At 72.0% G+C, this 9,355-nt stretch carries 2 protein-coding genes; both read right to left on the bottom strand.

The window, feature by feature from the left end:
* Window positions 1–200 precede the first annotated feature (200 nt).
* On the bottom strand, window positions 201–1,568 hold the full coding sequence (locus ACLBXP_RS24635; protein WP_447670472.1) for an aminotransferase class I/II-fold pyridoxal phosphate-dependent enzyme: 1,368 nt from the start codon (window positions 1,566–1,568) through the stop codon (window positions 201–203).
* Window positions 1,565–8,983 (bottom strand): SDR family NAD(P)-dependent oxidoreductase, encoded by a 7,419-nt coding sequence (locus ACLBXP_RS24630; protein ID WP_447670471.1) that lies wholly within the window; start codon window positions 8,981–8,983, stop codon window positions 1,565–1,567. The genes ACLBXP_RS24635 and ACLBXP_RS24630 overlap by 4 nt, the downstream gene beginning before the upstream one ends.
* Between the last annotated feature and the right edge of the window lie 372 nt (window positions 8,984–9,355).

Here is a 9,355-nt window from a genome sequence, read left to right as displayed (position 1 = left end):
GGTCTACGTCTCCAACGCCCCCTTCACCGAGGTCCAGAAGATCCTCGGCGTCGTCGCCGCCGTCACCGGACCGGCCTCCAGCGCCGCGATCGCCTACCAGTACACAAAGTAGGCCGCCGCCCCGGTCACGGGAAACGAGAAGGGCCGGTCCCCGTGGGGGGACCGGCCCTTCTCGTTGCATCCACTGACTGCGCGTCGCTTCAGCCGCGCTTGGCCAGGAGCTGCTCGATCAGCGAGCCGCCCTTCTCCATCGCCGCCAGTTCCTCGGCGATGGCGTTGACCGTTTCGCGGATCTGCTCCGGGGTGTGCTCGGAGGTCATGAAGAAGCGCAGGCGCGACGCCCGCTCCGGCACCGCCGGATGGATGATCGGCTGCACGTTGATGCCGCGCTTGAACAGGCGGTCGGACAGCGTCACGGACTTGAGCGAATCCCCCACGATCACCGGGATCACCGCGAGGCCGAGGCTCGAGCCCGTGTCGAGGCCCTGCTTCTTGGCGCAGGCCAGGAACAGCTGCCCGTTCTGGCGCAGACGCTCCACCCGATCAGGCTCGGCGTGCATCACGGCGAGGGCCGCCTCGGCTGCCGCAGCGAGGGGCGGGGACATCCCGACGCTGTAGACGAAGCCGCCGGCCGTGCACTTCAGGTACTCGACGAGGGGGCCGGGGCCGCAGATGTAGCCGCCGCAGGTGGAGAGCGTCTTCGAGAAGGTGCCCATCCAGATGTCGACGGCGCGCGGATCGACGCCGCAATGCTCGAAGAGGCCGGCGCCGGTGCGACCGAGGACGCCGAGGCCGTGGGCGTCGTCGACCATCAGCCAGGCGTTGTAGCGCTCCTTGAGGGCGACGAAGCCCGCGAGGTCCGGCGCATCGCCGTCCATGCTGTAGAGCCCCTCCACCACGATGAGAGCCCGGCGGTGCTCGTGGCGCGTCGCGGCGAGCAGGCTCTCCAGGGCGTCGAGGTCGTTGTGCGCGAAGGAGCGGCGCTGCGCGCCCGAGAGCTGCGCCCCCGTGACGATGCTGTTGTGGATCAGGGCGTCGTGGAAGATCACGTCGCCGGGCTCGAGCAGCGCGCCGATCGTCGTGACGTTGGTGGCGTGCCCGCTCACCATCACGACGCAGGCGTCGGTGTCGTAGTGCCGGGCGAGCGCCTTCTCGAGGGAGATGTGGCCGGGCCGCTCGCCGGCCACCACGCGGCTCGCGGAGGCCGAGGTGCCGTAGGTGTCGATCGCCTCGCGGGCGGCCGCATTGATGGACGGGTGGCCGTTGAGGCCGAGGTAGTCATAGGACGAGAAGTTGGTGAACGTCCGGCCGTCGATCCGGGTGGTGGCGCCGGCCTTGGCGTCGTGCACCCGGAAGAACGGGTTGCCGAGGCCGATCAGGTCCGCGGCCGAGCGCTGGAGCTTCAGGTCCCGGTAGCCGGGCAGGGACTCGAAGTCCTGGGCGCTCGCCTCGCCGGGCTTCTGCTGGGGCCGACTCTGGGCGGGGCGCGGCGTGCCGCGCCCGAGCCGGTTGGTCACGAAGCCCGCGAGAGCCGCGCGTCCGCCGTCCGGTCGTGCCGATTGGGTCATGGCAGGATCTCTTTGATCTCCAGGCTGTTCTGCGCGACGAGGTCTTGGAAGGGCGCGAGCGTGCTCGCGTCGACCCCCGCGCCGACATGCTTCGAGGCGAGGCTGAGCGCCACGCCGGCCGCCTCGTCGACGGGCGCCGAGACGGACTGGATCAGCGTCTCGGACAGCTCGTTCACGGTGAGCCCCGACGAGATGCCGGCGGGCGGCGCGTCGAGGGCGAAGCGCTCCTGCAGGCTGGCGCCGAGCTCGACGCCCATCAGCGAGTCGAGGCCGATCTCGGACAGCTGGCGGACGCGGCTGATATCGTCCTTCGGCAGGCGCAGGATGCGGGCGATGTCCTCGACGATGGCGTCGGACACCACCTTGCGCACCGCATCGATGTCCTGCGTCTTCAGGAGGGCGCCGATGTTGATCGCCGCGACCGCGCCGGCCTCCGCCTGTGCCTCCGAGCCGAGGGCGGCGTAGGAGGGCGAGCGCATCGTGGCCAGGCGCTCGCGCGCCTTGCCCCAGTGTATAGACGCGATGGCGACCACGGCCTCGTCGGGGCTCGGGCCCTGGCTCTCCAGGGCCTCTGCCATCAGGTCGAGGCAGCGGCGGGCATCCATCGGCGTCACGCCGACACGGCCCGCCAGCGTCTCCATCACGGCACGGTTGCGGGCGAGCATGCCCACATCGCCGATCGCGCCCCAGGCGACCGCGAGCGCCGCCTGGCCCCGACGGCGGCGCTGGCGGGCAACGCCCTCCATGAAGCCGTTGGCGGCGACGTAGGCGCCCTGGCCCGGGTTGCCGATGAAGGTCGTGGCCGAGGAGAACAGCACGAAGTAGTCGAGCGCGAGGCTGCGGGTCGCTGCGTCGAGGTGCTGCGCGCCGATCACCTTCGGGCCCAGCACCGCGTCGAGGTTCGCCCCGTCGATGTTGGCGATGAGGCCGTCCTGCAGCACGGCCGCGCCGTGGATGACGCCCGCGAGGCGGCCGCCCTTCTCGATGCCGGACACGAGGGCGTCGACCGCCGTGCGGCTCGTGATGTCGCAGGCCCTGGCCTCGACCGTGACGCCGCGCTCGGCGAGGTCCGCCACCAGGGCGGAGGCCTCCTCGGTCAGCGTCGCCTTGCGGCCGACCAGCAGGATCCGCCGCGCACCGCGGTCGGCCAGCCAGCGCGCCGCCTCGAGGCCGAAGCCGCCGAGGCCGCCGGTCACGAGGTGCGTGCCCTCCGGGGCGATCGCGAAGGCGGAGCGGCGCTCGGCGAGCACGTGGCCGGGCTCCGGCGGCGCGATCACGATCTTCCCGACATGGCCGGATTGCTGCATCAGCCGGAAGGCGTCCGAGGTCTCGGCCGCCGTGAACGGCTGGTAGGGCAGGGGCTTGAGGCCGCCATCCGTGAACAGTGCCATCACCTCGCGGAACAGCCGCGCTCCGTCCTCGCCCTGGTGCTGCAGCACCTGATCCAGGTCGACGCCGAAGTAGGTGAGGTTCCGCCGGAACGGCCGCAGGCCGATATGGGTGTTGGCGACGTAGTCGCGCTTGCCGAGCTCGATGAAGCGGCCGAACGGCTTCAGCGCGTTGAGCGAGCGCTCCATCGCCTCGCCGAACAGCGAGTTCAGCACGACGTCCACGCCCGCGCCGGTGATGCGGCGGACATCGTCCACGAAGGCGAGCGAGCGCGAGTCGAGCACGTGCTCGGCGCCCAGCGCCTTGACGAGGGCCCGCTTCTCCCGCGAGCCCGCGGTGGCGATGACACGCGCCCCCTTCAGCCGGGCAATCTGCAGCGCCGCGAGGCCGACGCCGCCGGCGCCGCCGTGGACGAGGACCCACTCGCCGCGCTTCAGGCGGGCCAGGGAGACGAGCCCGTAATAGGCGGTCAGGAAGGCCACCGGCACGGTGGCGGCCGCCATGGGGTCGAGGCCGGGCGGGCAGGGCGCCACGACGAGCTCGGGGACCACGATGTGGCTCGCAAAGCCCGACTGGGCGAAGGCGACCACGGGATCGCCCACCCGGAACGCCTTGACGCCTGCGCCCACCGCCACGACGCGGCCGGCGCACTCGAGACCGAGACGTGGCCCCGCGAAGCCGTCCTCCAGGATCTCCTCCGGCAGCATGGAGAGGGCCCAGAGCACGTCGCGGAAGTTGAGGCCGGTCGCCTCGACCGCGATCTCGATCTCGCCGGCGCCGGGGGCGCGGCGCTCGGCCGGCCCCCAGACCATCTCGTTGAGGCCGCCGGTGTTGCTGCGCTCCAGGCGGCTCGCCTCCGCCGGGACCGCGTCGGCCGCGGCGCGGCGCGGGCTGAGGCCCGGCGCGAAGCGGATCACCCGCGTGGCGTCGTCGTCGAGGACGATCTCGGTCTCGGGCGTGCCCGAGAGAATGAGGTCGCGCAGGCGCTCAGAGGCGCGCTTGGAGGACATGTCCGGCGCAAGGTCGATGCGGCGGACATCGAGGCTCGACACCTCGTTGGCGAGCGTCCGGGTGAAGGCCCAGACGCCGGCCTCGACGGAGGCTCCGGCCCCGCCGCGGTCGCGGGTCGCGCCGGGGGCCACGACCCATAGGCGGGTCTGGCGGGCGCCGAGGTGCTCGACGCAGCGCTTCAGGCTGAGGCAGCGGTCGCGCAGGCGCTCGGCCGCCTCTCCGCCGCGCGTGAAGGCGCCGGCCAGGAACACGACCGTGTCGGGCGTCTCCCGCTCCAGCTCCATCAGCGAGGTCTCGGAGTCGAGGATGATCGAGACGTGCACGCCGCTCGCGACGAGGAGCGTCGCCAGCGACGAGGCGGTCTCGGCCGCGAAGGCGTCGTCCGAGCCGATCACGAAGGCGAAGCTCTGCGCGGGCGCCGGGCCGGGCCGGGCGGGCGCCTCCGCGACGAGGAGGAGATCGTCGCCGTTTCCGGAGGCGGCGCGATCCACCGCAACGCTCACGAGGCCCGTCGCGCTGAGGGCGCGCTGCCAGCCCGTGATGTCGTCGAGGCGGCCGATCGGCGTGCCGCCGACGCCCTCCTCGAACCAGCCGGGCGTCAGCCCGAACACGAGGTCGCGGAACAGCGAGGCGCCGGGCTCGACGGCGAGGAGCAGGCCGCCGGTCGCGAGCGCATCGGCCAGACGCTTCGGCAGATCGCGCTCGCCCCGGTGCAGGACGCCGCTCCCGACGATGACATCGAACGCCCCGGCGGACAGGTCGCTCGCCTCCTCGACCACGGCGACGCCGCGGGGGAGGGCGAGGCGCGCCCGCTCGGCGAGGCGCCGGTCGGTCTCGTAGACCGTGAGCCGCGCCTCGATGGACTCGGCGAAGGCCGCCGCCTGGGCCGACAGGGGCCCGAAGCCGACCTGGAGCAGGCGCAGGGCGCGGTCCCGCGGCAGCCGGTCACGACTGGCCTCCAGGATGCGCGCGACGACGTCGGCCTCGGCGCGGGCGGTGGCGCTTCGGAGGGTGAAGGCGTCGAGAGCGTTCTGCGGCAGGGCCGGCGCGTCCGTGAGGGAACCGTCGAGGAGACGGGTCGCGAGCGCGCCGACATCGGCGATCAGCACCAGCTCGGCGGACAGCTCGGGATGATCGGCCGCGATCCAGCGCGTGATCTCGGCGGGCTCGGGCAGCGTCACGTCCTCGCGGAGCGTCCAGCGGCCGCCGTCCTGCGTGGCGAGGTCGCTGCTCTCCAGCGCGTAGAGGGCGTTCACGAGCCAGGGCCGCATCGCGGCCGGCACGCGCTCGTCGATCGCAACGGCGCCGCCCCGCTGGAGGCCAGCGGTCAGGCGGTAGGCGAGCGAGGTCGCCCAGCCCTCCAGCAGGAGGTGCCCGGGCGAGAGGGCGGCATCCTCCGCCGCCCGCAGGGGCGCCACCTGCGGCTGCAGGCTCGCGGCGATGCTCGGCCCGCGCTCCGTCGGGATCGCGGTCGGCTCGGTGGCGAGTTCCGGACGCTGGGAGATCGCGTAGGCCGCGAGCTCGCCGCCGGACTTCGCGCGCAGGGCCTGGAAGCGGCCCTCGCGGATCGTCGCGATGATTTCGCCCTCGGCGTCGAGCACGGTGAAGTCGGCCAGGATGCTGCGCTCGTTGCAGCGGCGGGTGCGGATCACCGCCCGGGCGATGGCGACGCCGGGGCGCAGGAGGCGGACCTCTCCGAACCGGACGGGGATGTAGGCCTTGCCGGCATTCTCCCCGAGGAGATCGGCGAAGAGCAGGATCAGCCCGTGGAAGCAGGCATCGAGCCGCGCTGGCACGAGGCCGTAGCGCGGATCGGCCTCGGCCGGCACCAGCTCGGAGACGATCGTCGTCTCGTCGAGGCGCGCACTCAGGCTGACCTGCCGGAAGCTCGGGCCGAAGCCGAGGCCGGCGGCGACCGCTCGGGCATAGAGCTCCTCGCCCGTGATGGCGTGCTCGGCGGAGAGCTCAGCCTCCTCGCGCGGCGGCGGCGAGAACGTGCCCTCGACGATCTTGGCGGAGGCGTGAAGCTGGAAAGGCGTCTGCGTCAGGCGCGGGCGGCTGAGGATCTGGATGCCGTTGCCGCTGCCCGAGAGGCGCACGGTGACCTCGCGCAGCGCCTCTTCGGCGAACACCATCGGGGCGTGAATCTCGAAATCGGCCAGAACCACGCTGTCGCTGCGAAGGGCTTCGCGGGCGCAGGCGAGCGCCATCTCGACGAAGCCGGCGCCGGGCATGATCGGCTGGCCCTCGATGCGATGGTCGTCGAGCTCCGGGACCGTGGTGACGTCGACGTAGCCGTGCCAGTCGAGCCCGTCCGGCGTGGTGCGCGAGCCGACGAGCGGGTGATAGGGCCGCGCGGCCGTGGCGCCGGCACTCTCGGTGGTCTCGGCGAGGCGGAATCCGCGGCGCTGCCAAGGGTAGGTCGGCAGGCGCACGTCGCCCGCGGGGTCCCGCCCGAAGAGCCGCTCGTCCTCGACGGCCGCGCCCTGCACGAGGGCGGCCGCGACCGCCTTGCGGATCGGATCGCCGCCCGCGGCCTTGCGGTGCATGACGCCGACAACGGCGTTCTCGATGCCGAGGGGCTCGATGGCGTCGCCCACATGCGACATCAGGGTGGCCCGGGGGCCGACCTCCACGAAGATGCGGGCGCCCTGGCGGGTCGCCTCCTGCACGGCCTCGCAGAAGCGCACCGGCTCGCGGATGTTGCGCCACCAGTAGCTGGCGCCGAACTCGGTCCCGGACAGCACCCGGCCCGTCACGGTCGAGACCATCGCGGTAGTGCCGGCGGCGGGCTTCAAGCCGGCGAGATCGCGCAGGAGCGGCTTCTCGGTCGGATCCATGATCCGGCCGTGGAACGGATAGGCGAGGTCGAGCTTGCGGCCGCGGCGGCGCTTGCGCGAGGCCGCCTTGAGCGCCGCATCGAGGGTTGCCTCGGGGCCCGCCACGGTGATCGCCTTCGGGCTGTTGTAGGCGGCGATGTCGAGGGTGGGGTAGTCCTTGAGGAAGGCCTCGCTCTCCTCCACCGGCGCGAGCAGCACCGCCATGGTGCCCTGGCCGCGCGTCGCCTCCTGGTGGTGCGAGCGGTAGAAGATGACGCGGACGGCCTGCTCCAGGCTGAGGATCCCGGCGGCCTCGGCCGCGGCGATCTCGCCGACGCTGTGGCCGAGCACGAATTTGGGCTTGAGGCCCTGCGCCCGGAGCGCCGTGGTGGACGCGCTCTGGATCGCGAAGATCAGGGGCTGCGAGACGCTGGTGAGGGCCAGCCGCTCGTCGAGGTCCTCCGCCTCCAGGGCCGCCACGAGCGACCACTTGGAATAGCTCGCGAACAGCGCGTCGATCCGGTCGAAGGCCTCGCGGAAGATCGGGTTCTCGGCGTAGGCCTCACGGCCCATGCCGGCCCACTGGCTGCCGTTACCGGAATAGACGAAGGCCACGTCGGCCGCGCGGTCGACAGCGGTTCCGAGGAGGGCGGCCTCCGTGTCCTCGGCCTCGCCGACGGCGCGCAGCGTCGCCACGAGGTCGTCCTTGGCGCCGACCGGGATGGCGAGGCGCGACGACAGGCGCTCCCGGCGATGGGCGGCCGCGGCCACGATGCGGGCGGCCTCGGCCGCGTCGGCATCGTCGAGGCGCTCGGCGTAGTCGAGGGCGAGTTCACCGAGCGCCGCGCGGCTCTGGGCTGAGAGCAGCAGCACCTCCGGCTCCGGCCCGGAGGCGGGCGGGGCCGCGGCGCGCTCGCCGTCGGTCAGCACAACGTGGGCGTTGGTGCCGCCGAAGCCGAAGGAGTTCACGCCGGCGAAACGCGGGGTGGCGCCCCGCGCGATCGTCAGCGGGGCCTGGACGACGTGCAGGTTCAGCTCGTCGAACCGGATCTCGGGGTTCAGCTCGGCCGAGTGCAGCGAGGGCGGCACCAGGTCGTGCTCCAGCGCGAGGCTGACCTTGAGGAGGCCGGCGAGGCCGGAGGTCGGTTCGGTGTGGCCGATATTGGTCTTGATCGAGCCGATCGGCAGCGGCGCTCCGCGCCGACGGCCGATCTTGCCGCCGATGGCGCCCGCCTCGATGGGGTCGCCCACCGGGGTGCCGGTGCCGTGCGCCTCCACGAACGCCACGGCGTCGAAGTCGATCTCCGCCTCGCGGTAGACCTTCTCGAGCAGCGCGCCCTGCGCGTAGCCGGAGGGCAGCGAGATGCCCGTGGTGCGCCCATCCGAGTTGACGCCGCTCGCCGCGATGACCGAGCGCACGGTCCGCCCCTGGCGGCGGGCAGCCTCAGCCGATTGCAGCACGAGGACGACGCCGCCCTCGGAGCGCACGTAGCCGTCGGCATTCGCCGAGAAGGCTTGGCACAGGCCAGTGCGGGAGAGCATCTGCGCGTTCGAGAAGCAGATGAAGTTGAACGGGCTCGCCAGCACGTTCACGCCGGCCACCACGGCCGTGTCGACGCGGCCGGTACGGATCGCCTGCACCGCGTTGTCGAGGGCGACCAAGGAGGACGAGCAGGCCGTGTCGACCGTGAAGCTCGGCCCCTTGAGGTCGAAGATGTAGGAGATTCGGTTCGAGAGGATCGAGAGGGTGTTGCCGGTCGCCGCGTAGGCATCGCCCGAGGCGGAGTCGAGGATGCGCAGGTTGCCGTAATCGAGGGACGACGCGCCAACAAACACGCCGATGTTGGAGCCCGCGACGCCCGAGGGCCGCAGGCCCGCATCCTCCAGGGCCTCCCAGGTCAGCTCAAGCAGGAGCCGCTGCTGCGGGTCCATCTGCTCGGCCTCGCGGGGCGAGATGCCGAAGACGCCGGGATCGAAGGACCAGATGTCCTCCAGCACGCCGGCCGACCAGGTGTAACTCTTGCCGCGCTCCTGCGCACGAGGGTGACCGAACCGTTCCAGCGACCAGCGATCGGCGGGGATCCGACTGACGGCGCAGCGGCCCTCACTCAGAAGTTGCCAGAGCCCGTCAACGCTCGCGGCGCCGGGAAGCCGGCACGCGCGACCGACGATCGCGATGTCTGTACGTTGTGTCACGTTCGATTCGCACACGCTCGATAACGGGGGCCGATTCGGTTGCCGGCGAGGGAGCAATCCCGTCCACCCTTAGTATGGCACCAATGCGGTGTCCAACCCGCCGCCGCGCAACGCCCGGTGGGTGATGCGCGATTGCAGCAGTCGGGAGCAGGTCTTGCCAAGAGCAGATAAGGTTGCTGGTACAACGATCCAAACTAGGATCGTTGTGCGCTGAAACCGTCCCAAGCTCGAAGCCCTTAACTTCGCCACAATCCTTATCGGACGCCCGCTCTGGATTTGGCCGATCGCAGGGATCGACGGCCCTGGACTTCACTGGGAAGTCGCTCAAGCCCTCGAAGAAACGACCGACCGCGGAACCACGTCCCTCGGGTG

It is taken from the genome of Methylobacterium sp. A54F, assembly GCF_053346035.1.
Note: the sequence above shows the minus strand (reverse complement) of the source record. Positions and strands in the feature narration are given on the sequence as shown.